This window comes from Shewanella sp. GutCb, assembly GCF_002836135.1.
GTDB lineage: Bacteria > Pseudomonadota > Gammaproteobacteria > Enterobacterales > Shewanellaceae > Shewanella.
Genome location: NZ_PJBL01000016.1, coordinates 33295 through 55070, shown reverse-complemented (window position 1 = coordinate 55070; position 21776 = coordinate 33295). Strand labels below are relative to the sequence as shown.

The following is a 21776-nucleotide window of genomic DNA, read 5'->3' as shown; positions in this document are numbered from 1 at the left end:
TCAATGACCGGTTACATTAGAGTAATAACCAATGATTAAACCTATTTACCTGTAATAACATGGTATTTCACCAGCAGTTCATCATCCGACTCTTTGTGGTCTGGGTCAACGGCAATACAATCAATTGGGCAGACCGAAATACAGGTCGGTTTATCGTAGTGACCTTTGCATTCAGTGCAAAGCAGCGGTTCAATCTCATAGATCTCTTCGCCCATGGTGATGGCCTCGTTAGGGCACTCAGGCTCACACATGTCGCAGTTAATGCAGCTGTCGTCGATTAATAATGCCATCGTTTACTTAATACCTTTTTCAAGGCGCATTATAAAGCGCCTTTTGTTTGTTCAGTCTATTTCGCTGCAACGTCAGCGGCTTGATGCGGATTACGGGTATTTTGCCCTTGGGGCAGGTTACGCAGTAATACGGCTTTGTCTAGCTCTACGCCAGCTGGCACATCTAAAAAGACAAAGTGACCAGAACCTAGGCCGGCTTCAACACTCTCGCCTTTACGATTAACCAATGAATCAATATTGAGGGTTAAATTGCCCTGTGGCGTCATGATTTCAACGCTGTCGCCCACACTAAATTTGTTCTTTACATCAATCTCAGCTTGGCCTGCTTCATTGCATTCACCGGTAAATTCACCGACAAATTGCTGAGTATCGCTAATTGAATAACCATAATCATAGTTCTGGTATTCATCATGCACATGACGACGCAAGAAACCTTCGGTGTAACCTCGGTGTGCTAGCCCTTCTAAATTGTGCATAAGGGTTCTATCAAAATCTTTACCTGAGGCGGCATCTTCAATCGCTTGACGGTACAGCTGAGCGGTACGGGCGACATAATAGAAAGACTTAGTACGTCCTTCAATTTTAAGTGAATTGATCCCCATTTTTGTTAAGCGATCCACATGCTGAATGGCACGAAGATCTTTAGAGTTCATGATATAAGTACCATGTTCATCTTCAAATGCTGGCATGTATTCGCCAGGGCGTCCGGCTTCTTGCAATAATACGACTTGGTCTGAAGGTTCGCCAGCGCCGAGTGTTGGCGTTGCGATTTGCACCTCTGGGTTGACGGCAACTATATCGCCAGTCTCTGTTTGCTTAGCTTCATGTACATCGTATTTCCAACGGCAAGAGTTGGTACAAGTCCCTTGGTTGGGATCGCGTTTGTTGATATAGCCAGAGAGCAAGCAACGCCCTGAGTAGGCCATGCATAATGCACCGTGAACAAACACTTCTAATTCGATATCTGGGCAACGCTGACGGATCTCTTCAATTTCATCAAGTGATAATTCACGCGACAAAATAACCCGTTTAATGCCTTGAGACTCCCAAAACTTAACCGACGCCCAGTTAATTGCGTTTGCCTGTACTGATAGATGCACGACTTGATCGGGGAATGCTTCTCGAACCATCATGATTAGCCCTGGATCAGACATGATTAGCGCATCAGGCTGCATTGCTACAACGGGCTCCATATCTTTGATATAGGTTTTTAGCTTGGCGTTATGCGGCGCAATGTTACTGACCACGTATAGCTTTTTATTTAGGCTATGGGCTTCCTTAATTCCTGCGGCAAGGTTTTCCATTTTAAAGTCGTTATTACGTACACGAAGACTGTATCTTGGCTGACCAGCGTAAACAGCATCAGCGCCATAGGCAAAGGCGTAACGCATATTTTTAAGGGTTCCGGCTGGGGACAGTAATTCAGGTTTAAACATAATAACTTCTCTGTTAACGGGTAAGGATTAGGCAAACGGCCGCACATTCTACTAAATGCTGAAAGGCTAATGCAAGGCAGTCAGCCGCACATGATAAGGGCTATAGAGGCGTTCTGAGTCGTTTATCTTGGGTTCTTGTGACGCTGGTATCATTTTTGGCTTAATTTAGGTTTTATTAAAGCAATTATCTAAGTATTAACCCTATATTACTATTTTGCACGTGCCCGTATGCATTGAGCTGATATACTCGGCGAGCTGCAAATTAATACGAGTAATATAGGGAGTAAGGATGTCAAAAGAGCATCAAGTATTAGTGGGTTTGTTGAGAAAATTAAAGGCAGATTCATTAGTGCTGCCAACGCTGCCGGAAGTGGCTATGCGCGTTCAAGAAGTCGTTGGCCGAGAAGACACTAGCCTAAAAGATGTCGCTAATATTATTGGCCAAGATCCCGCCATCTCTGCCCGGATCATTCGCGTCGCCAATAGCGCTATTTATAGCCGAGGTGTGCCAGCCTCAAATGTTAATGCTGCCATTAGCCGTATTGGACTCACTCAGATTAAAACGATTGTAACCTCTATTGCGATGGAGCAGCTGTTCATATCAACCAATGAGATGGTATGGGAAGTGATGGATGAAGTATGGCAGTCCTCCATTAATGTGACCTCTGCAGCGGTGGCAATGTTACAAATTTATAATCGCTCTCACCCCAATAGTGGCTTAAATGCCGATACCATGACGCTAGCCGGTCTGGTGCACAATATTGGTGCTTTACCGGTGCTTACCGAAGTTGAATCCGATTCAGAATTAGTCAATGGCATTGACCAATTACGTGCTTTAGTGCGTAAGTTGCAAGGGCCTATCGGTCGGGCAGTGCTTAAAAATTGGGCTTTTTCGCCCAGTGTTATGGAAGTCGTTGAACGTTGGGCTGATCTGTCCTATACCTCAGAGCATGTTGGCTATCTTGATTTCATTCGAGCCGCGGCACTGTATAGCGGTGAGTTGCGCTCAGGTAATGAGTTACAAGAAAGGCTGGCTGCATTCAGCGCGAGGGGATTACCAGTATCACCAGAGGTATTGGCCAGTGATGGCTTTTTGGATACCTATCACTCGATTAAAGATAGTTATGAATAACCTTTGCGATAGAGATTAGGCTATAGTCAAAGAGGTTGAGTATTGGGAAGCAAATTGCTTTTTATTGCCTCCCAATGAACTCACTATATACAGTTTGCTACAACAGCTTAAAACACCTCAGATTGAAACGGTAAAAGTCATCATTAATGGATAGATTTGGATTGCTCTCGATAACGTGTATTGTGCTTATACTGCTGCTAGCTGCAGTATTTTGGCGTTTTTTAGTTTGCCGTCGCCAATTAATTAAATTGCGTTTATCGACTAATCATAAACCCGATCAACCCAATGAAAGTGGTTTAATCGTATCCAGCATGTCCCAAGCGTTGCTGCAAAGTGAGCAAATGGTGTCGCAGTTACAACAGCAGTTACATCAAGCAGGACACGATAAATTAACGGGATTGGGTAACCGCTTAAGCATGAAGCGAAAGCTGGCTGAACAGATGCCATTGGAAAAAGGCAGTTTAGTGCTGGTGGACATCTATCGCTTTCGCTATGTAAACGATCTTTTCGGCTTTAGCTTTGGTGATGAACTGCTCAAACAAATCTCGAGCAGGATTGAAGCTAATTTTCTCGAATCCGCGACTATCGCAAGAATGAATGAAGATGAATTTATCATCTATTCCCCCTCAGGTTTTGCAGACGCAGATTTAACAACGCTAACTGCGTATTTACAACAACCTTACAGCGTGTTCGACAGTCCAATTAGCGTGCGTATTCAGCTAGGACACCTCGAACTTGAACGTTTTCATGCTGACATTAGTACCATGCTACGTCGCCTCGATTTGGCGCTTAAAAAAGCGAAAGTATTGGATATTGGCATCGCACATTACTCCGCCGGCGATGACGCCGTGCAGCTAAGGGATGTGTCGATTATTAATAGCTTGGCTAAAGCGTTACAAGACGGCGAGCTTTATATGGTGTATCAGCCTAAGCAAAATTGTGTCGCTAATAGTTGTACTCAAGTCGAAGCGTTAATGCGCTGGAAGCATAAAACATTAGGCGTTATTTCCCCAGCAGAGTTTATCCCGCTCGCGGAGTATGCCGGTATGATTGATATGGTGAGCCAGTGGGTGTTAGATCAAGTGGTGCTACAACAATCAAAATGGCGACAAATGGGCATCGTTGTGCAAGTGGCGGTCAACCTATCAACCCAAGACTTAAAGAATCAATCGTTGCTTGAAGAGATAGAAGCGAGGCTGACCAAGTATCAATTACCTGCCAATGCATTATCTATCGAGCTAACTGAAAGCAAATTAATGGAAGATATCGATAACGCAGTGATTGCAATCAATAAGTTGCGTAATATTGGTGTTGATATTGCGATTGACGACTTTGGCACTGGTCACTCTTCTTTAGCGTACCTCAAGTACTTACCTGTCGATGAGGTCAAGATAGATAAAGCCTTTATTGAAGGCTTAGATACCGATGAGCATGCCAGACATATCATGGATACCAGTATCCGATTAGCCAAAGGCTTAGGCTTTAAAGTCACGGTTGAAGGCGTGGAAACTGAATCGGTACGGCAGATCATTATTCCGATGGGGGTCGATAAAATTCAGGGCGACATATTTGCTAAACCATTGACTTCGACTGACCTTGAAATGAGGTGGCCACAGCTTAGTGGGATATCGCCCGGAGCCACTCGCTAGAAAGTGACCGGCTGAGAAAAAGCTTCTCCAAGTCGGTTTATCAATATTTGTGGCATTGGGCTCAGCTGACGGTTTTTATTCATACACACCATCTCAATTAACGCTGTTACCGCTGCTTTTTTAGCATTTGGACGCCAAATCTCCTGTAACCAGACTGTGCGATACTTACTTTCGAAGTAGAAACGCGTCCTAATATCGATAATATCAGCAAATTCAACGCCATCGTGGCACAACATATCGCTACGATAAACGGCAAAACCTAAATCGTGCTCATCCCATAAGCTTGCCAGGTTTTTTGCACCAATTACATGTTCACGAGCCCGTTCAAAATATTTTAAAAAATTAGGATGGTACACAACACCGGAAAAATCGGTGTCTTCATAGTAAATTTGTACCGGAAAATTAAAGGTTTTACTGTGTTGTACTGACTTAGTCGAGGGCATATTGGTTGTGGTCTAGTCATGAATCGTATCAAAGTGACACTAGCTTAGCATAGGAAGCGTTAACGGCTTAAATCCTATGCCAGAGCGATATTTTAATTAATGCCAAAAAGTGTGAGATCAATTTGAGTTTTCACCTATATATTCATTAGAATGTTCTCATTGAAATAAATCTAATGGAGTTGGATAGATATGGCGGACAAAATTGTAGCAGTAAACACTCAAATGGGAGAGGGCTGGAAAGTCAGCGCGCAGATCCGAGAGCATCTACTGGTGATTGATCAACCTACCGCTGGAAATGAAGGTGCTAACCCACTGGAAACTTTTGTTTTCTCGCTGGCCGGATGTATCTCCACCATTGCAAAAATGGTAGCGAGAGAGCAAAAAATTGATCTGCAGCAGTTTGATATGTCGATGAAAGCTCAACTTAATAGTGCTGGACTACTGGGCAAACCTTCAGATGATCCGGTCGGTTTCAAAGTGATTGATATTATCGCCACAATGGATGCGATGAAAGATGATATTCAACTCACTGATGAGCAAAAAAGTACTTTTTTAGACACTGTTTGCCACCGCTGTCCGGTTCACGATAATTTGCTGAATCCAACCTTGGTAACACACGCAGTTGCTTAGCTATAGCCTATGTTAGTTTAGACCGCCCTGTTGTCGAAAGCGCGACGGGGCAGCTTACTAGCGTAAAGCTATGTCATATAAAAACTAATGCCACGTAAATAAGTTATTCCCCCTCATTCAAATCGGCGTTAATGCCCAATCTTCAGTGACCCTAATTTCATAATATATTTATCGATTAAATATGCCTGAATGATTGGGTGATTTGATGCTGTTTGTCATCAAAACCCTGTGCTTTAAGCCTTTATAAAAATGTGTAAAAACAAATAGTATATTGAATAACTGGGGCTGAATGGCTTGAATGAAAAATGGACAGGCGCTGGGGGATATTATTTCACCTCTATTCTGCTAGAATCTTAGTAACCCCTATTAAATTTTTTGCATGGATGAATCGTACTTTATGGATCAAAGTTTAATTTTTTCGCTTATTCAAAATGCGGCATTGTTGTTAGTAATGGTGTTTGTTTACGACGCGTTTCCTCGCAGTCATAAACGAGAACTTGATGTGCTCTGGAGAATTGGGATCGGCGCCCTGGTTGGGGTTATTGCTGTTTCAGTTATGCTGAGTCCTTGGCAATATAGTGAAGGCGCTTTCTTCGATTCAAGAACGGTTATTCTCGGTATTTCTGGCATGTTTTTTGGTGGTATACCGACATTGGTTGCCGTACTTATTAGTGGTCTGTTCCGTTTAAGCGAGGGCGGGGTTGGCGTATGGTCTGGTATTGGATCGATAATGACATCGGCATTAGTGGGCTACTTGTGGGGGAAATATCGTAAAGGCGATATCAGTGACATTCGCTTTAGAGAGCTACTCATATTCGGTTTTAGCCTTAATACATTAGTGCTGTTGTGGGGGCTAGTGATGCCGTTAGATGCGGCTATTTCAATGCTTAGACAGATAACGTTACCTGTTTTAATAATCTTTCCAATCACTACTGCGTTCTTGGGAATGTTGTTATCCCGACGGATTGAAATAGAAAGAGACCAAAAAATAAAATTGCAAGATCACCTGTTGTTTAAGTCTCATTTTCAAGCGGGCAGCATGGGCATTGCGATTACCGATAATCAGCATCAGTGGATAAAAGTAAACCCAAATTTATGCCATATGTTGCAATACAGCGAACCCGAGCTACTTGAACTCTTGTGGTCAGACTTGATCCATCACAATGACTTTAACCTTTATCAGCATTACTTCTCAGAGATGTTGGCGGGGGATAACAACGAGTTCGAGCTTGATATTCGATTTATCGCTAACGATGATTCTATTGTGTATACCCACATGACAGTGGCTTGCCAAAGAAATCAAGGCAAAGTCGAATTAGTCATTATTGGTTTATTAAATCGAAGTTCGCAAAAACAAGCCGAAATGGCAATGTTAGCCAGCCAAGAGCAATTGGGTTTGGTGTTAGATAGCAGTGAGCTAGGTTTTTGGGACTGGGATATTGTTAATGATAAGGTCGAGCGCAACGAACATAGTGCCAACTTGCTTGGCTGCGATGTCACTACGCTCAATAATAACCCCAAGCTTTGGATGCGGGCAATTCACCCGAAAGACAGAGTAGGAGTGCTTAGCTCGATAGATGAACATATTAGTGGTGTGAGTGAACAGCATAAAATTGAATATCGAATGTACTCTCATACTGGCGAGATCCGCTGGATCTTGGATTCAGGAAAAATAGTGAGTCGAGACGAAAATAATAAACCGTTACGTATGTGCGGTGTGCATACGGATATTACCGACCGTAAGCGGGTTGAAGAGTCATTAAAGTTAGCGGCATCGGTTTATAACAACAGTAGCGAAGCGATGAGTGTGCAAGATGAAGCTGGCACTATCATCAATATAAATGCCGCGTTTACTGATATTACCGGCTATAGCGACGTTGAAATTAAGCAGCAGAATATTCAGATTTTGCAATGTAACCGAAATAATCGCAGTACATATGAGCAGATGGAATTGTCAGTAGAAGAAACAGGTCGCTGGCAGGGGGAGACATGGTTAAGGCGCAAAAATGGTGAAGAGTTTGTGGTGTGGTTAACCCTTAACACACTGTTTGATGCTGAAGCACAAACTGAACGTCGAGTGGCGCTGTTTTCCGATATTACCGATAAAAAACAGGCTGAACAGATAATCTGGAAGCAAGCTAATTATGATCCTCTGACCGGATTGCCCAATCGTCGAATGTTGCTCGACTATCTTGGCGCTGAGATTTTAAAGTCAGATAGGCGAGAAAAACACTTTGCATTGATGTTTCTTGATCTTGATTACTTTAAAGAGGTTAACGATACATTAGGGCATGACATGGGGGACTTACTGTTAACCGAAGCCGCAAAGCGCTTGAAGAGCTGTATTCGAGATAGCGATGTTGTTGCACGACTAGGCGGTGATGAATTCACGGTGGTACTTTCTGGCATCACTGATATAAAAGGGGTGGATAAAGTCGCTCAAAACATTCTTAACCGTATTGCAGAGCCCTTTAACCTTGGCGAAGAGAGCGCGTATATAAGTGCCAGTATTGGTATTACCCTTTATCCTGATGATGCCGCAAGTATCGAAGGGTTATTGAAACACGCCGATCAAGCGATGTACGCCGCTAAAGATCAAGGTCGAAACCGATTCCATTACTTCACCCCGTCAATGCAACGGAACGCTAAATACCGTATGCGCTTAATTCAAGATCTCAGGTTGGCGATTTCAAACCAAGAGTTTGAATTATATTATCAACCGATAGTCGGTTTAGCTGATAATCATGCGATCAAAGCGGAAGCGCTCATTCGTTGGAATCACCCGAAGCGTGGCTTAGTGTCACCGATAGAGTTTATCTCTGTCGCCGAAGAGACAGGACTGATTATTGAGATTGGTGATTGGGTCTTTCAACAAGCCGCGCGTCAATGTGCTCTGTGGCGCGATCGATTTGGAATTGAAGTACAGATCAGTATCAACAAATCGCCAGTACAATTTAGGGATGAAGGTGAGAGCTTTGAATCTTGGATTGCACTGCTTAAAACTCTTAATCTTAGTCGGAACTCTATTTGCATCGAGATTACCGAAGGCTTGTTACTTGATAGTAATGAGACGATATACCATAAACTCGCACAGTACCGTGCTGCTGGGATGCAGATCTCACTTGATGATTTTGGCACTGGCTACTCCTCTTTAGCCTATCTTAAAAAATTCGACATTGATTTTTTAAAAATCGATCAGTCTTTCACCCAGAATTTGGACAGCAACAGTGATGACTCTACCTTGTGTGAAGCGATTATTGTGATGGCACATAAGCTAGGAATGAAAGTGATTGCAGAAGGTGTTGAGACAGATTACCAACGACAAGTGTTATTGGATGCGGGTTGTGACTATGGTCAAGGATACTTGTTCTCAAGGCCTGTGCCTGCGGAGCAATTTGAAACGAACTGTATTATTCCCGCGACCCAAAAGGTGACCGTTGAGGAACCACAAGAGCGTAAGCAAAGTGCAGTTGAAGCTTATACTAAAAATAAGTGATGTTAGCTTACTGTTATCGTTTTTCCTTGAGTGGTTAATAACAGCATAGAGAAAATGTGTCTTGTCGTGGCTTCACTACGCTTGGCTATATTAACTGCGCTGGGTTTTTGGTAGACTCCGCGCTCACTTTTATTCCCTGTACTGAGCCAACCATGAACTTTGATGCATTCGATTTACATCCCCACATTTTAGATGCTGTCTCTGCGCGCGGTTACCAAGCGTTAACGGAAGTACAGGTACAAGTATTACCTGTGGCAATGCAGGGTAAAGATATCATGGCATGTGCCCAAACTGGCACCGGCAAAACGGCAGCATTTGCGCTACCGTTACTGAATACCTTATCGAAGCAAATGGAGCTTCAGCAAAGCAATGAAGCAGAAACGGCTACCCCAAGTGAGTATAAGGCTGAGTTGAGAGTCTTAGTGTTAACGCCGACTCGCGAACTCGCTATCCAGGTTGCTGAAAATATTCAAGCCTATTCAAAGTTTTTGCCTTTTAAAACCGCGGCGGTTTATGGCGGCGCCAATATGAATCCGCAACGTAAAGCGGTGCAAGGTGGCGTTGATATTCTAGTGGCTACTCCTGGTCGCCTGTTTGATCTTATCGGTCAGTTTGGCTTGGACCTGTCCAATGTCAGTCATTTAGTGGTTGATGAAGCAGACCGTATGTTAGACATGGGGTTTGTTAGAGATATTGAAAAAGTCAAAAAGCTGGTGGCCCGTGAGCATCAGACACTCTTTTTCTCGGCAACGTACAGCGAAGATATTAAAACGTTAGCGCAGAAGATGCTTATAGCCCCTGAGTGGATTAATGTTGCCACTGCGCCAACAGCGAGTAGCATCACTCAAGAGGTTTACTTAGTCGATAAGCGCCGTAAATCTGAGTTATTGTCTGAGCTTGTGGGTCGTAATAACTGGCAGCAGGTTTTGGTGTTTGTCAGCACCAAAGAAGGCGCTGAACATTTACACACAGAGCTTAAACTCGATGGCGTAAAAAGTGCTGTATTTCACGGTGATAAAACTCAAGGTTCTAGAAACCGAGCGTTAGAAGAGTTTAAAACGGGCAAGCTAAGAGTCATGGTAGCAACTGACGTTGCAGCCCGTGGTTTGGACATTGAAGCACTGCCATTAGTGATTAACTTTGAGCTGCCTTTTGCCGCTGAAGATTACGTGCATCGAGTGGGTCGTACTGGTCGAGCGGGTTTATCTGGCCGTGCAATATCATTTGTATCTCCACAAGACAAAGAGATGTTGCAAGAGATTGAGCAAATCATTGAGCTGACACTGCCGTGTATTACACTTCCCGGTTATGAAGAGGGCGCGCCTTTACCTGCACGCTATCGCGATGTCACCACAAAGGCTGTGAAAGAGAAGAGTCATAATAAGCGTAAATACCAAGAAAAAAGACGCAATGATGCAAAGCCACGACAAGGTGATAGCGAAAAAAATCGTTATGGTCGCACCAATACCAAAGTGAGCAAATAAACGTTTATTAAAGCGCGAATAATATCGTTTTTAGAATAAAAAAAAGTGAACGCTAAGTTCACTTTTTTTATGTCTGACTTTTAACTTTAACGATAAAGCGCAGTGATGTTTCACTGCGCTTATCATCTTTATTCATCGTTAATTACAGTTCAACGTTGATCCATACTAAACGGTGATCTGAAGAGACTGACTTTCCGCCGCCGCCATACTTGCCAACACGAGCGTCGTTCATCATTAGGCGACCATCTTCAAAAGTCGCTGGCCAGAATACACCTGAGTCAGTCACATTTAAGTCACTTGATGGAATGACGTGGTCTAAACGTAGTCCTGAGGTACTGGTCACCATGTCTGGGTACTTAGTGCCCCAGTTTTCAGCGCGACATTCGCCAGTGGCTAAACATTCAGGGCCGCCTAAACTCGTTGGTGCATAAACACCATGAGTTGCTAACTGGTTAACTTGGTCACTGTATATTAAGCCTTTGATGCTATCTAAATAACCGTCACCACTTTCTGGATCGGCATTTAAGTCGCCTAAAATAACGAATGATGCATCAGCAGTAATGCCACCTTTGTTGCCAGCATCATCATAGATGTAGCTGCCTTCACCAGAGATGTAGTCATCCCAGAATTTAATTTCAGCGCGGTTAAGCAGCTTATTATTTTCGGTTATGGTATCGAAAATAGGCGGTGTTGGGTGTGATAACAATAAGTGAACCACTTTGTCGCCATTTTCAGTTGGGATGATGATAGGGGCATCAACGTGGTTTTTAGAAGACAATGGCTTTGCTGCCCATGCTTCTTTACTGTACCACTCGTCACCACATGCCATGCCGGCTGGAATTGGGTTATTAGCATCTTCACAATTGGTGATTGTTGGGTTTGCTTCACCTGGCATATCTTTCCACTTAAAGTTTTGGAAAGTACGTACGTTGTCAGTATCAATTGGGTATTGTGATAATAGACCGAATGCATATTGACCGTGGTAGAAACCAAAGCCCCAAGCATCGCCAGGTAGGGCAACGCTGCCGTTACGGTCTAAATCGAAATCACTGAGTAAACCTGTATTAGTGGCAAAGCTCTCAGCGTAACCAAATTGGATTGGCTCAAGTAATGTGACGTCGTCGGAAGTAGACCCTAACGCATTCTGTGGTACTGCAAGGTAGTTTAAACGAAAACCTTGAATGGCTTGTTGATCTTCACCGGTGCCATCGTTGTTGAATTCAGCCATTAACAGTACAGCTGGACGTTCAGTTTGGATAATGGCAGCGATGTTACGAATTTGAATCACTTTCTCAGCGACCGCTTTTTCAGCATCGGTTAGTGAACCATCAAACCATTTGTCCATTAAGTCTTGTTGCTCAGTTTGAGTGAGCTTCATTTCGGTAACGAGATCGGCGTAGGTATTTCTGTCGAAAGATAAGTTATAAGTAGCTATACGAACATTCGTTGTGTCTGGAGTTGGATCTGTTGGATAGTAGTTGTTGGTTTCATCGCTACATCCAGCTAGCAGTGCGACAGTAATTGCAGCGGCAGCTGCTGTTTTTAGTAATTTCATGTTTTGACCCATCAATAATAATTATTATAAAACGCTCAATTTTTTGAGCTTCGCAGGTATTCTATACAGCTGTAGATTTGATGAAAATGAATCTCGGTTAACTTGGTGTTTAAGTGTTGTTTTAATGAGCTTTTGTTGTTTGTTGGTAACTGGGTTTGGTTGTTAATGTTGCACTTGAGTGTGTGATGTTAGGCTCCGTATTGGTGGCCATGAGAGGGCTGTGCGATGAGCCGGTGGGATTGGAACGTGTGGATCACAGTTTCTTTTACTCATGGCTCAGATCATAATGCTGTTTTGTTAATGTGTGGATGGAGATGATAATGAGTGTGCGTTTAGCAATGGCTATAGGGAGCGCTATATTGTTGTTTTGTGGTTGCAGCTCAACGAGCGAGCCGCAATTGAGCCAAGTTTCGCAACTACAGCAAGCACAAGACTGTGATCTAACTTGGTTTAAAAAAGTTGAAATGCAGATATTAACAGGCGATGACAATGGCCATGGGCCAGATTTAGGCTCGCTTGAGTGGCGTTCTGTGGTGGAGTTTAAGTTAGGCGTACGAGGAGATGAGTGGTTGCCGGAAATAAGCTCTGATTTGTGGTGTCACTATATCGATGAGCATTTTATCAAAAAGGCCGGTGTTGAATAGAGTCATCAGTATTTAGCGTTTTAATCAGTTTTGTACTCTACTCGAAACACTTATTCATCGAGAATGTTAGTGACAGTAAAGTATAGCGCTATGCAAGGTTAGCGAGAGAGCTTAGTGCTCTGCATAATAGTGGGAGGGCAAATCTGTTGTTTTTTAAATTCTTGCATCACTTTAAGTGTAATATCAGTTTCAAACAGCTTTTCGTATTTAGTGTCGAGAACGTAGGCTTTTAGTGTCAGTTTGATAGCAAAGTAACTGTCACTAATATCTTGTTTGACCAAAACGACAATCGGTTTAGGTAAGTGGATATAGCGACTCGATGCAGCGGCTTCTCTGATGATGTCGGTCGCGAGTGACAAGTCTTGATCCAGCGCGACATAGAAGGGGATAACCACTTGCATGTCTAATGCGCCATAGTTGCCACTGACCACCACATCGCTTAGAAACTTACTGTTAGGAATGGTAATAATGTCATCAGTTAAGGTGCACATTCTGACCGAGCGAAGCCCAATCGTGATGATATCGCCATAATGTCCCTCAAACGTGACTCTATCACCGACTTGAAATGGCCTGTCTATCATTACGGTTAACCCTGCAATAAAGGAGGCTGCGAGGTCTTTCATCGCAAAGCCGACTGACACTGCTAGTGTGCCGCCAATAAGCGTGAGTACTCTGTCATCGACTCTAAAGCTGAGCATGAACACCGAGATCCCAGCGGTCATGTAGACAAAAAACTGGAAAAATGACTGTAGCTTTTGCGCTAACATACGCCTTTGTGCAAATTGACTACTTATTGAGTTGACAATGTTCTGGGTGAATTTCAACATCAACCAAGCAACAAAAAGCACTAATCCTGAAATGAAAACACCGCTCCATCGAATAAGACTGGCAATGTCAGTTAGGCTATCCAGATTGGGCGATAGATCTTCTGCTAATGGTTGAAAGCTTATGAATAGCGTCAGCAGAAGCAGCTTTGAGTATCGTTTTAGCATCATCTACTTTACCAGCAAGTGTTGGTTATGCAGTGTATTTGTGATGTACCTAAACCAATGTGAGGATATTTTGGCTTTATCGTCAATTAGCTCGATAAAGCCCCGATTTTGAAAATAGCGCAGGGTATTTAGCACTTCTGCAAAACCTAGCTGGGTACAAGCGGACAGCTCTTCCGCTGACGCTACCTCTAGCTGGACTATCGCTCGCAGCACTGCCAACATAGGTTTTGGCATATTCTCAAGCTCCTTGGCATCGGGTGCTTTAAAGATCCTCACAAAGACTTCACCACTGATCTTATCTTGGTGCAGAGATTGTCTAAAAAAGCGCAATGCAACACTTGGATTACCGTCTGAGTAGTCCCATAGAATACGATAAAACCCCTGTTCTGCTCGTTGCTTTTCTGTTAGCTCGTGTTCATCCCACTGCTTAGGCAGTTTTAATCCAGCAAAGCTGAGCGCATGCTCGCCATCCATATCAATACGGCTGCTTAATAGCGCTGCAATTTGAGTTTCACTCCAGCGGGGCATTGCTACCACTTTATCAAACAACAGCCTTTCCCCTCTTGCTCGGTCAACAAAGCGCCAAGCTGATTGTTCTACTCCTAGGAGTACACCGTGTTGATTACGGCCTCGACGTAATAACTTAGATAGCTTCATTAAGTCAATTAAGCCACCGACCTTAGGGCTAATAATTCGCTGGCAATCATCGATGCAGAATACAAATCGTTTCTCTGTACTTCTTAGCAGTTGCAGCAGTTCAGTCTCATCGGCGTCTTTAGCTAAACCCAGTGCAGTATTGATTTGTTGCACGAGTGGTTGATAACCACCATAAGGGCAGCTTATGTAAATAGCATTTTCGGAGTTTGCTCGGTAGATTACTCTTTTTAGTAGTGTTGTTAGGCCTAAGCCTCGCTCACTATAAATTAGCGCCATGGCGGGAGTGGGGGCAAGTACATAGCGAGCAATCTCATTGAGCTCAGTGCTGGCGTAATTTTCGATAAGTTCGCTATCTTCGTGCCCTGGCTTTACGTAGGAAAAAGTCTCTTCACCTTTTATTCGCACCATATTGGCATTCTGTTTATCAGCTTGGCTCTGCTTCGCCACTTCAACTCGAAAAAAATAGGCGATAGCATGCTTAAATGTTTGGTACTTAGATAGCTTATTAAAGAGCTCTTGAAATAGGCGCTGCGAAAAGAGTCTATATACGCCAATGAGCGTAGCTATAGGGGCTAAAAGAGTCACGGCTTGTCTTTTTATTGCCCAGTCAATATAAGCGGGTTGCTCGTCAGAATGGCTTAACTGTTTAAACACCACACTACGCCAATTGGTTAATGTTTTAATTAATAGTATGAGTAATACCAGCAGCATTAAGGTTTTGACCCAAGTGTATATCGTTCCTTGATAGACACTCATCTCGGTTGCTTTAAGAATAATACCGGCTGCCATTAGTGTCCAAACCCAATGTTTTACGGTACTAACGCGCAGCTCTACTATCTCAGATTGATTGTTGTAATGGCTGTGGTGTGAGGTGAATTCAGTGAGCAGTCGAATGATAATGGCTGCCGCAAAACTCCAATTAATGACCACACTCAAATAGTTAATACTATCGAGGCCGGGCAAGGTCATTAAGGTGTTAATCATAATGCTTAGGGCTGCAAACCAAGCTAAAGGTGCTTGTACTTTATTGAGGTAACGCCAAATTACGTGGCTAATAGGCTCGCCAGATAGTGGCTTTCTCTTAGTGTTTTTTAATTGAGAAACAATGAGTTTTGGTGCTGTTTTAAGCCACCAAGATAACAGTATGCCGATTAAACTGAGTTTGAAAATAAGCACTAATAAAGGAAAGGGTGAGACCTTTAGATCTGTGGTGAATCTGACTAGATGTCTAAACTGGGAGATCAGCTGATAATTGATGATCGCTTCGGTGACTTGTGCCTCGAGCAAAAGCTGCCTAACGCCATCTGGGCCAAAACCTGTAAACTGCTCATTAATATTGACCGATACGTAGGTTAATAGTTTTGCTTTGTTCTGGCTGAGGCTATCGAGCGATAACTTGGTTTGCTCAATTGCAGGCCAGTCATTAGGGTCTTTGGAGGTTCGAAACTGACGTAACTGTTGATTCAGTTGCTTGGCATGAGATTGCTGCTGTTCAAATGTATTGATTAATATATTGGTTGCGCGACTTTGATCGCGATTATCGGCGAGGTGTTGCTCGGGTAGGGCATTGACTTGGGTCGAAATTGCCTTGCTCTTATCTGTCAATTCTGGAGTATCAAAAGTAGACCAATTAGCCAGAAGGTCAAATGGTGCGAGTACTAGGGCGCAAAAAAGCAGTTTATTTAGCATCTGTTTTCGCAACATACAAGAGTCGTACTCCAGCTGCAGTATTCTTATTTCTCATTATTGAAAATAGCATAAGTGACAGAATCTGCCGATATTTTAGCCTCGTATAATGCCGGATTTGATCATCAGCAGTGTGGATTTAGCATTACTATTTATGGGTTAAGCAGTGACATCGACCCAAGATCCCGATTAGAATCTCGAGCAACTAGTGCTTATGAGCCACTTTTATGATCCAAAAAATAATTCCTACTAACGTCATTACCGGCTTTCTTGGCGTTGGTAAAACGTCATTTATTAGGAGCCTGCTAAGCCAAAAGCCTGCAGATGAAGTGTGGGCTGTGTTGGTCAATGAATTTGGCGAGGTCGGTATTGATGCTGGCCTGCTAGGCGGAGAAACGGAGCAGATACAAATTAAAGAGGTGGCGGGTGGCTGTATGTGCTGTGCTGCAGGTTTACCGATGCAAGTGGCTATTAACCAGTTAATCGCTAAAGCTAAACCGGATAGATTACTTATCGAACCCACTGGTTTGGGTCACCCTCAAGAGGTGCTTAAGGTATTAACTCAAGCTCATTATCAGCAAGTGCTAGCGATGAAAACATGTATCACTTTAGTGGACGCAAGAAAGCTCAACGACAGTCGATATACTCAGCATGATATTTTTAACCAGCAGTTACAAGTGGCTGATCTGGTATTAGCGAGTAAGGCCGATTGTTATGAAACACCTCTTATAGAACAATTATCTGACTATATTATGGCCGTAAATAATGGTGCTGTTACTCGTGGTTCTAATAGCGACTCAAATAGTAACTCAAGTTATACCAACGCGTGGAAACACCGTGCTATTGAACCCTGGAGTACTAAGCAGGTTGAGTTGTTAATGCCATCAATAATCGCACGACTCAATCAGCCACATGAGCAGATAGTTAATCAGCGCGAAATACAACAATTAAACGGTTCATCTTTTGTGATACAGCAACCAGCACGGCTTTTAGATGTTAATTACAGCCCGTTGTTCTCTAAAGAAGCTAAACCACAAGATGTTGAGTTTGACGGACAAGGCATCATGTGTAAAACCAAACATGCTGATGGGTTTTACAGTTGTGGCTGGGTATTCGATTTAAGTTATGAATTTGATTTTGATAAGTTATTGCACTTGATTAAAAGCCTAGAGGTTATTCGTCTTAAAGCCGTGATGATCACCGAAGAGGGGATTGCTGGGTTTAATAGTGTGGACTCTGAGTTATCTATCGTTGAACTTGACGATGCGATGGACTCGAGAATTGAGTTGCTGTCTATGTCAAAAATAGACCGTGAGCTTATCGAAGGTGCACTCTTATCGGTTTGTTTGCGACTCGGATAATAAACGTCTATTTGAGGACTGTTGATATACATTTTCACTGAGTACAACAGTTTAAGGTAAAGTCGTCCGCGTAGACGTTATGATTAGCGAGGGCTAAACAGGGATTAACTTATTAACTTATTAATAATTAGCTGTGAAAGTAAGCGGTAAAAAAGTAGAGTGTTATAAAGGAATCGTTATTATCGATAGGCTGCTGACTTTTTTAAGCAATGGCAAGTTTATGATATGAAGTTTTATAAAACAGGATGTTAGAAATGAAATTATTCTCTAAAACGATATTGGCCACAGCATTATCCGTGACAATGTTTGCCGCTAGCCCACTATCAGCCTCAGAGTTTGGCGATACCTATAAGGCCTACAATGAGGCAGTGGCAGCAGAGAACAGTGCTGATATTGAGACCTATGCGCTTAAGGCTTATCAACTTGGTAAACAAAAGTTTGCATCAGATAGCCTTGATATTGCCATGCTTGCCCTCAATGCTGCGGATGCATTAATCCTAAATGTACCGAAAAGTACTTATGCCGAAGAAAATGCCGCAAAGGCCAAGAAGCTCAAGCAGCAGGCATTTGAGCTTTATAAGGTTGCACTGGTTAACTACACCAAAAGCTACGGTGATGAAGCGGTTGAACTTATAGATCCTTTGATGGGATTAGCTGACTCCAGTAGTAAAAAAGATGCTCGTGAGTATTTAGATGATGCATTGGATATTGCAGAAGATTCTGATGACGTATTGCTGCTAGCCGATACCCAAATGGCCTACTTTAAAGTGCTAAAGAACACTCGCTATTACAGCCGTAAAGTACGTGATTACGCAATAGAGGCCTATGCAGGCTATAAAGAAGTACTTCCTGAAAATTCAATGAAACGAGTTTTAGCCGCTTTTACCGTTGGCTCGATTGAATATGCGGAGAAACATTATGATGCCGCTGAGGTAGCATTACTCTATGTGATTAAGCAGTTTGAAGCTTTGGACTTTGATCATCCGTATGAATTGGCTGCACATGCTAAGTTAGTTGAGATTTATGAAATCCAAGGCGAAAGTGATAAGTCCACTCAGCATTGTATTGCTATTGGCAGTATGAAGCCTTGGAGTGCAGAGCAGGAGCAAACACCGCTGTTTAGAGTGCCGCCTAAGTACCCTATGTCATCCTTGAAAAGAAGACAGGAGGGCTGGAGCCAAGTCAGCTTTACTGTTAATGAAATGGGTTTTGTGGTTGATCCGGTTATTATGGATTCTAAAGGGGGTTCAGCTTTTAATAAAAGCACACTTAAGGCATTAAAGAAATGGCGTTATGCGCCTAAATTTGTAGATGGTAAAGCGGTTGCTGCAAATTCGACGGTACAGTTAGATTATAAAATACAGTAATTACAAACTACATTATTAAACGGTATAAAAAGCTGAGGTGACTCAAAAGTGAGCACCTCAGTGTCATTATGTATGACTAGGTTAAATACACGTTTAAACTACAGGCGCCATGCGCGCCCACAACCAGTGCTTGCTCAATATCTGCCGTTTTAGAAGGTCCAGCGATAAACGTGCCAAACTCCCCTGGTGCTAATGTCATTAAACTAGTGGCTTGATGCATATTGGCAACAATGCTTTTAGCTTCTATCACTAGCAATAGATTTTCACAAATGAACGGCGTCACCCGGTGGCCCAGATTCTTGGTATTTACCCAGATAGCACCATTTTCTGCTACACCACAATCCCCAGGGATCACCGCATAGTCGATATCTCTTAGTTCATGAGCCGTAGCGCTGACCTCACGGTTACCACTAATGCCCTCAACCATAGAGATAACTTGCATACCTTGAGCAATGTGCTCATCGACAGTGGTTTGCAAATTAACTAAGCCACCTTCGCGATGAAGAGTACCTGCAACCGTTATTAAGTTAGCTTCGAACTGGCCAACTAAATCGTCAATACGTGGTGCAACATCAATAGTCGGCATAGCGTGTGGTGCCATAGCGGCACTTTTTAATGCATTTAAAATATGTTGTTTGCTAGACATGTTATTAGCCTCTATTTTTCTTAAACCAAGCTTCGAAGCTTGAGTTCGGTGCCACTGGGAGCTCGCGATATTTGCCCCATGCGCCTGAGAAAGGTTTTAGTAAACTGCCGGGGAGTATTTTTAACGCCATACGGGCAATACCCATTGAACAGTTGAGCGCGGTTTCACTGGCCATAAACTTACCGACTAATGGCATGTAATTGGATTTACCGTAAGGCAATTTACCGGCTTCAGCTTTAAGTCTTCGATGGTGGTGAATAATCTTGTCTAACGGCACTTTTGTTGGGCATACATAGGAGCAGCTGCCACACAAGGTACATGCCCACGCGATAGAGTTAGTATCATCATGCTGAGCACCCACAGCGATACCGATAGGACCTGGGATGGTGTAGTTGTAACTGTGTCCACCAGAACGACGATAAACAGGACACGTATTTAGACAACCACCACAGCGAATACATTTTAGCGCTTCCGCGAGGATCTTATCTTTGAGCATATCAGTACGGCCATTATCGACAATAATGACATGCATTTCACCGCCGTCCTGTGGACCACGATAGAAAGAGCTGTAAGTGGTGATTGGTTGACCTGTGGCGTTTCTCGCTAAGGTACGCAGTATTACCGCGGCACTCTCTAGGTTGGGTACAACCTTGTCAATTCCCATAGAGTGTAACTGCAATTTGGGTAAGTTAGCTCCCATATCAGCGTTACCTTCGTTGGTACATACCACCACGGCGCCTTGGTCTGCAATCGCCATATTAACGCCGGTCATTGCGGCATCGGCAGACAGAAATTTCTCACGTAGGTGTTGGCGAGCTGCACGCGTTAAGTAAAGTGGGTCAGAGGCACCAGCATTAGTGCCGAGCTTCTCATGGAATAGATCACCCACTTCCTCTTTTTTCATATGGATAGCCGGTACCACAATATGTGACGGTGGCATTTCAGCTAGCTGAATAATACGTTCACCTAAATCAGTATCGATAACTTCAATGCCACGCTCTTCCAAATATGGATTCATGTGGCACTCTTCGGTGAGCATCGATTTAGATTTGACTACCTTCTTTACGTGATGCTTGGCCAAGATCTCATGCACAATACGGTTGTGTTCTGCGCCATCTTTAGCCCAGTGCACCTTTATATTATTCTTAATACAGTTTTGTTCAAACTCTTCTAAATACTCTGTCAAATGGGTCAGTGTATGCAGTTTCATCTCTGAGCCGATTTGACGTAACTGTTCCCATTCTGGAATGCTTCCGGCAGCACGATCGCGCTTTTCGCGCAGTGTCCACAATGCTTTAGAGTGCCAATCAACGCGAGATTCGTCTTTGCAGAATATCTCCGCTTTATGGGCATGAACGTTAGATTTTGAAGTCGACATGTCTGCTCCTATAGCACTGCGTTAAGAATTTGAGCGATGTGGCGTGTTTCGATAGGCAATTTTTGGCGTCTAACCATACCGTCGATATGAAGGAGGCAAGATGGATCGAATCCAACAGCATATTTGGCTCCGGTTGCCGCGTGCGCTTGCGCCTTATCTTTGCCCATTTTGGCTGATACCGCGCCTTCATCAACGGCAAACGTCCCCCCGAATCCACAGCATTCATCTAGCTTATCTGGATACACAATTTCGATTTCAGGGATCGCGGCAAGTACGGCTTCAAACTTGTTCTTGCGGGGGCCCATTTGCTCGCTTGGGGTGGCCAAATCAAGCATACGAATACCATGGCAACTCATCTGAAGACTAATTTTGTGTGGAAATGATTTACTAAAAGCAGGGATCGGCGCGACGTCGTGTAAAAACTCAGTCAATTCATATAGCTTTGCAATCACGGCTTGTGCTTCTGGGCTATCGTCGAACTCGTGGAAATTTTCTTTAGCAGCCACTAAGCATGAGGCGGCAGGGCAGACGATGGCATCGCATTCAACACCTTTAAAGGCATTGAGTAGTTTTAATGTGGTTTTCTTGGCTTCGTTAAAACAACCTGAGTTAGTCATTGGTTGACCACAGCAGGTTTGACCTGAAGGCAAGATGACTTGATGACCGAGTTTCTCTAGTAGTTCAAGTGTTGCGATCCCGACTTCTGGGACCATCTGATTCACTAGACACGGAATGAAAAGTGCTATCTTCATTTTGCTTTCTCTTCTATTTGCAGACATTGTTAGCAATTTAGAGCCGTAAAAAGTCTGCAAGAAGCGGACTTTAATATAGACCCGGTATTCGCTTTAGGTTTTTATCACCTGTTCAATATAGGCCCATAACCTTGTAAAAAGTAGTGCTAATTTAGCAAATAAGAGTGAGTATTTTTGC

The 21776-nt window shown here is 43.3% G+C and carries 17 protein-coding genes; 8 read left to right on the top strand and 9 right to left on the bottom strand.

The genetic code is table 11. The annotated features are described in order from the left end of the window. Positions 1-41: 41 nt before the first annotated feature. Both CXF86_RS08770 and yegQ read right to left on the bottom strand, forming a co-directional pair. Complete coding sequence (locus tag CXF86_RS08770) at positions 42-290, bottom strand: YfhL family 4Fe-4S dicluster ferredoxin (protein WP_101092635.1); 249 nt, start codon at positions 288-290, stop codon at positions 42-44. 56 nt (positions 291-346) lie between these two features. Then, positions 347-1726: a prephenate-dependent tRNA uridine(34) hydroxylase TrhP gene (gene yegQ, locus CXF86_RS08765; RefSeq protein ID WP_101092636.1), complete on the bottom strand. Its 1380-nt coding sequence runs from the start codon at positions 1724-1726 to the stop codon at positions 347-349. Positions 1727-2015: 289 nt separating this feature from the next. On the opposite strand from yegQ, the gene CXF86_RS08760 reads away from it, so the two are divergent. Continuing rightward, on the top strand, positions 2016-2858 hold the full coding sequence (locus CXF86_RS08760) for an HDOD domain-containing protein (RefSeq protein WP_101092637.1): 843 nt from the start codon (positions 2016-2018) through the stop codon (positions 2856-2858). A gap of 146 nt (positions 2859-3004) precedes the next feature. Then, positions 3005-4507: a putative bifunctional diguanylate cyclase/phosphodiesterase gene (locus tag CXF86_RS08755; protein ID WP_102038798.1), complete on the top strand. Its 1503-nt coding sequence runs from the start codon at positions 3005-3007 to the stop codon at positions 4505-4507. On the opposite strand, the gene CXF86_RS08750 is transcribed toward CXF86_RS08755, so the two are convergent. Then, the gene (locus CXF86_RS08750) at positions 4504-4950 is read right to left on the bottom strand and encodes a thioesterase family protein (RefSeq protein ID WP_101092639.1); all 447 of its coding nucleotides are present in this window, start codon (positions 4948-4950) and stop codon (positions 4504-4506) included. The two genes, CXF86_RS08755 and CXF86_RS08750, sit on opposite strands and share 4 nt — an antisense overlap. A 189-nt stretch (positions 4951-5139) precedes the next feature. Here CXF86_RS08750 and CXF86_RS08745 point away from each other — a divergent pair, with 189 nt between their 5' ends. The 3 genes from CXF86_RS08745 to CXF86_RS08735 all read left to right on the top strand — a co-directional run bounded on the left by CXF86_RS08745 (position 5140) and on the right by CXF86_RS08735 (position 10560). Next, a complete protein-coding gene (locus tag CXF86_RS08745; RefSeq protein WP_101092640.1) occupies positions 5140-5580 on the top strand; it encodes an OsmC family protein in 441 nt (146 codons plus the stop codon). A 397-nt stretch (positions 5581-5977) separates the two neighbouring features. Beyond that, on the top strand, positions 5978-9076 hold the full coding sequence (locus CXF86_RS08740) for an EAL domain-containing protein (RefSeq protein ID WP_102038797.1): 3099 nt from the start codon (positions 5978-5980) through the stop codon (positions 9074-9076). 152 nt (positions 9077-9228) lie between these two features. Further along, positions 9229-10560, top strand: coding sequence for a DEAD/DEAH box helicase (locus tag CXF86_RS08735; RefSeq protein ID WP_101092855.1), 1332 nt, complete (start codon positions 9229-9231; stop codon positions 10558-10560). 142 nt (positions 10561-10702) lie between these two features. Here the strand turns inward: CXF86_RS08735 and CXF86_RS08730 are convergent, their stop codons facing one another. After that, on the bottom strand, positions 10703-12115 hold the full coding sequence (locus tag CXF86_RS08730; RefSeq protein WP_102038796.1) for an endonuclease/exonuclease/phosphatase family protein: 1413 nt from the start codon (positions 12113-12115) through the stop codon (positions 10703-10705). A 320-nt stretch (positions 12116-12435) separates the two neighbouring features. Between CXF86_RS08730 and CXF86_RS08725 the strand changes: the two genes are divergently transcribed. Further along, positions 12436-12759, top strand: a complete 324-nt coding sequence (locus CXF86_RS08725) for a hypothetical protein (RefSeq protein ID WP_232775067.1) — start codon at positions 12436-12438, stop codon at positions 12757-12759. Positions 12760-12857: 98 nt separating this feature from the next. On the opposite strand, the gene CXF86_RS08720 is transcribed toward CXF86_RS08725, so the two are convergent. Together CXF86_RS08720 and CXF86_RS08715 are read right to left on the bottom strand one after the other, a co-directional pair. Next, the gene (locus CXF86_RS08720; protein WP_198553526.1) at positions 12858-13754 is read right to left on the bottom strand and encodes a mechanosensitive ion channel family protein; all 897 of its coding nucleotides are present in this window, start codon (positions 13752-13754) and stop codon (positions 12858-12860) included. Then, positions 13755-16097 carry an ATP-binding protein gene (locus tag CXF86_RS08715; protein WP_145992381.1) on the bottom strand — a complete coding sequence of 781 codons (2343 nt, stop codon included), beginning with the start codon at positions 16095-16097 and terminating at the stop codon, positions 13755-13757. 224 nt (positions 16098-16321) lie between these two features. Between CXF86_RS08715 and CXF86_RS08710 the strand changes: the two genes are divergently transcribed. Both CXF86_RS08710 and CXF86_RS08705 read left to right on the top strand, forming a co-directional pair. Then, on the top strand, positions 16322-17455 hold the full coding sequence (locus tag CXF86_RS08710; protein ID WP_102038794.1) for a CobW family GTP-binding protein: 1134 nt from the start codon (positions 16322-16324) through the stop codon (positions 17453-17455). A 254-nt stretch (positions 17456-17709) separates the two neighbouring features. Beyond that, complete coding sequence (locus CXF86_RS08705; protein WP_257985319.1) at positions 17710-18822, top strand: energy transducer TonB; 1113 nt, start codon at positions 17710-17712, stop codon at positions 18820-18822. A 76-nt stretch (positions 18823-18898) separates the two neighbouring features. Here CXF86_RS08705 and CXF86_RS08700 read toward each other — a convergent pair whose 3' ends face one another. Genes CXF86_RS08700 through CXF86_RS08690 form a run of 3 tightly spaced genes read right to left on the bottom strand, consistent with a single transcriptional unit; the run spans position 18899 to position 21598 of the window. Further along, positions 18899-19468, bottom strand: a complete 570-nt coding sequence (locus CXF86_RS08700; protein WP_101092647.1) for a LutC/YkgG family protein — start codon at positions 19466-19468, stop codon at positions 18899-18901. A gap of 4 nt (positions 19469-19472) precedes the next feature. Beyond that, positions 19473-20846, bottom strand: coding sequence for a lactate utilization protein B (locus CXF86_RS08695; protein WP_101092648.1), 1374 nt, complete (start codon positions 20844-20846; stop codon positions 19473-19475). Between the two features lie 8 nt (positions 20847-20854). Further along, on the bottom strand, positions 20855-21598 hold the full coding sequence (locus CXF86_RS08690; protein ID WP_101092649.1) for a (Fe-S)-binding protein: 744 nt from the start codon (positions 21596-21598) through the stop codon (positions 20855-20857). Positions 21599-21776 lie beyond the last annotated feature (178 nt).

What these genes read in the sequence shown, in the direction of transcription:
- CXF86_RS08715 (WP_145992381.1), bottom strand. Translation starts at nt 16,097, where the DNA reads ATGCTAAATAAACTGCTTTTTTGCGCCCTAGTACTCGCACCATTTGAC.
- CXF86_RS08740 (WP_102038797.1), top strand. Translation starts at nt 5,978, where the DNA reads ATGGATCAAAGTTTAATTTTTTCGCTTATTCAAAATGCGGCATTGTTG.
- CXF86_RS08710 (WP_102038794.1), top strand. Translation starts at nt 16,322, where the DNA reads ATGATCCAAAAAATAATTCCTACTAACGTCATTACCGGCTTTCTTGGC.
- yegQ (WP_101092636.1), bottom strand. Translation starts at nt 1,726, where the DNA reads ATGTTTAAACCTGAATTACTGTCCCCAGCCGGAACCCTTAAAAATATG.
- CXF86_RS08770 (WP_101092635.1), bottom strand. Translation starts at nt 290, where the DNA reads ATGGCATTATTAATCGACGACAGCTGCATTAACTGCGACATGTGTGAG.
- CXF86_RS08695 (WP_101092648.1), bottom strand. Translation starts at nt 20,846, where the DNA reads ATGTCGACTTCAAAATCTAACGTTCATGCCCATAAAGCGGAGATATTC.
- CXF86_RS08755 (WP_102038798.1), top strand. Translation starts at nt 3,005, where the DNA reads ATGGATAGATTTGGATTGCTCTCGATAACGTGTATTGTGCTTATACTG.
- CXF86_RS08760 (WP_101092637.1), top strand. Translation starts at nt 2,016, where the DNA reads ATGTCAAAAGAGCATCAAGTATTAGTGGGTTTGTTGAGAAAATTAAAG.
- CXF86_RS08750 (WP_101092639.1), bottom strand. Translation starts at nt 4,950, where the DNA reads ATGCCCTCGACTAAGTCAGTACAACACAGTAAAACCTTTAATTTTCCG.
- CXF86_RS08735 (WP_101092855.1), top strand. Translation starts at nt 9,229, where the DNA reads ATGAACTTTGATGCATTCGATTTACATCCCCACATTTTAGATGCTGTC.
- CXF86_RS08730 (WP_102038796.1), bottom strand. Translation starts at nt 12,115, where the DNA reads ATGAAATTACTAAAAACAGCAGCTGCCGCTGCAATTACTGTCGCACTG.
- CXF86_RS08690 (WP_101092649.1), bottom strand. Translation starts at nt 21,598, where the DNA reads ATGAAGATAGCACTTTTCATTCCGTGTCTAGTGAATCAGATGGTCCCA.
- CXF86_RS08745 (WP_101092640.1), top strand. Translation starts at nt 5,140, where the DNA reads ATGGCGGACAAAATTGTAGCAGTAAACACTCAAATGGGAGAGGGCTGG.
- CXF86_RS08720 (WP_198553526.1), bottom strand. Translation starts at nt 13,754, where the DNA reads ATGATGCTAAAACGATACTCAAAGCTGCTTCTGCTGACGCTATTCATA.
- CXF86_RS08725 (WP_232775067.1), top strand. Translation starts at nt 12,436, where the DNA reads ATGAGTGTGCGTTTAGCAATGGCTATAGGGAGCGCTATATTGTTGTTT.
- CXF86_RS08705 (WP_257985319.1), top strand. Translation starts at nt 17,710, where the DNA reads ATGAAATTATTCTCTAAAACGATATTGGCCACAGCATTATCCGTGACA.
- CXF86_RS08700 (WP_101092647.1), bottom strand. Translation starts at nt 19,468, where the DNA reads ATGTCTAGCAAACAACATATTTTAAATGCATTAAAAAGTGCCGCTATG.